Below are 1,601 nucleotides of genomic sequence, written 5' to 3'. Positions count from 1 at the left end.
GCCGAGGCCGTCGTAGACGATCACCCGCACCCCGGTCGGGGCGCTGTCGGCGGCCAGCGCGGCGATCCGGCGGTTGACCGACGCCGCGCGCAAGCTGCCGACCAGGGCGAGCACCGTGACGTCGGCCATCGGCGCTTCCTTCCGTCAGCGTATTCGGACTGCAGTCCGATTTCTAGACTTATAGTGCATGCCGTGGCCGTAGTCGAGCTGCCGTTGGCCAAGCCGAGGGAGCGCAGCGACGCGGCCCGCAACCGGGCGCGGGTACTGGCCACGGCGCGCCGACTGATCGGCGAGCGGGGCGCCGACGCGGTCAGCATGGACGACATCGCCGCGGTGGCCGGGGTCGGCAAGGGCACCCTGTTCCGTCGGTTCGGTAACCGGGCCGGGCTGATGATCGCACTGCTCGACGCCGACGAGCGGGCCCAGCAGCAGGCGTTCATGTTCGGGCCGGCGCCACTCGGCCCGGATGCGCCGGCGGTGGCCCGGCTGGTGGCATTCGGCCGCGCGCGGCTGCGCTTCGTCTGTGACCACCTGACGTTGCTGTCGCAGACCAGCCGCGCTGCGTCGACCGGCGGCAGCGGTCCGGCGGCGCTGCACCGCAGCCACGTTCGGATGCTGCTGGACGCCGCCGGCGCCACCGGCGATCTGGATGTCCAGGCCGATGCGCTGCTGGCGCTGCTCGACGCCGGCTACGTCGAGCACCAACTCATCCGCGGGCGCAGCCTGGAGTCACTAGCCGACGGGTGGGAAAGCCTGGCGGGCAAGCTTTGTGGGCGGTGACGGCGCCGCTAGCGCTAGCGTTTGCCTGCCTGGCCGTCGACGATCGCGTCCATCGACTCGGTGACCGACGGGCCCGCGGTACGGCTGGATAGCTCCGGGGCCATCATCGCCAGCCGAGCCATCACCCGTTGGCGTCACGGCGCAACGCTGATCTCGGCCTTGTCGCGTTCGATCGCCCGCACCACCGCGCGGCCCACCTGGGCGGGCGTGCCGGTGCCCAGTACCGGTTTGGCGCCGCTGTCGGCGAATTCGACCAGCATGGTCGCTGCGCCGTCGACGGCCGGGTCGGCGGCGTCGGCGGCGTCGGCGGCCGCGGCCTGCCGGCCCCTGGGTGAGCTTATCCGTTTTCTGGCCTGTCGGCGCGGCGATCGTGTCGAAGTTCTTGTCGACGTGCAGCACCGTCAGCTCCCCCAGTTCGACGGTCGCTGCGATGAACGCACCCGGCATCGAGGGATCGCGGTGTTGTCCGTGATCGGAAAGCACGGTCTGTCCCCCCGGGCGGTACCCTTCTTGACGATGTTTCCCACCACCAGCAGGCGGCTGACCGGCTGGGGCCGCACCGCGCCGTCCGTCGCGCAGGTGCTGTCCACGCCGGACCCGGAGCTGATCGTCAAGGCGGTCGGCCAGGCCGCCGACGTCTCGCACGGCCGCGGCGTGATCGCCCGCGGGCTGGGCCGCTCCTACGGCGACAACGCCCAGAACGGCGGTGGGCTGGTGATCGACATGACCGCGCTGAACCGGATCCACTCGATGGACGCCGGCACCGCCCTGGTGGACGTCGACGCCGGGGTGAACCTGGACCAGCTGATGCGGGCCGCGCT

Annotated in this window: 3 protein-coding genes and 2 pseudogenes; 2 read left to right on the top strand and 3 right to left on the bottom strand. The window is 71.8% G+C overall.

Features of this window, described 5'->3' with window-relative positions:
- Window positions 1-129: pseudogene (locus AC2VNT_RS17240) on the bottom strand (FMN reductase); the annotation flags it as partial.
- Between the two features lie 54 nt (window positions 130-183).
- Here AC2VNT_RS17240 and AC2VNT_RS17235 point away from each other — a divergent pair.
- Complete coding sequence (locus AC2VNT_RS17235) at window positions 184-780, top strand: TetR/AcrR family transcriptional regulator (protein ID WP_486948012.1); 597 nt, start codon at window positions 184-186, stop codon at window positions 778-780.
- Between the two features lie 134 nt (window positions 781-914).
- Here the strand turns inward: AC2VNT_RS17235 and AC2VNT_RS17230 are convergent, their stop codons facing one another.
- The gene (locus AC2VNT_RS17230) at window positions 915-1,040 is read right to left on the bottom strand and encodes a hypothetical protein (protein WP_486948011.1); all 126 of its coding nucleotides are present in this window, start codon (window positions 1,038-1,040) and stop codon (window positions 915-917) included.
- A 61-nt stretch (window positions 1,041-1,101) separates the two neighbouring features.
- A pseudogene (locus AC2VNT_RS17225) lies at window positions 1,102-1,269 on the bottom strand (PIN domain-containing protein); the annotation flags it as partial.
- Between the two features lie 27 nt (window positions 1,270-1,296).
- Here AC2VNT_RS17225 and AC2VNT_RS17220 point away from each other — a divergent pair.
- Window positions 1,297-1,601, top strand: a 305-nt coding sequence (locus tag AC2VNT_RS17220; protein WP_486948010.1) for an FAD-binding protein, incomplete at its 3' end; no start/stop codon positions are given.

It is taken from the genome of Mycobacterium sp. TH-M15, from assembly GCF_057473705.1.
This window is presented reverse-complemented; position numbering and strand designations above follow the sequence as displayed.

Coding starts and splice junctions, on each gene's coding strand:
- AC2VNT_RS17230 (WP_486948011.1), bottom strand. CDS start 1,040: ATGCTGGTCGAATTCGCCGACAGCGGCGCCAAACCGGTACTGGGCACC.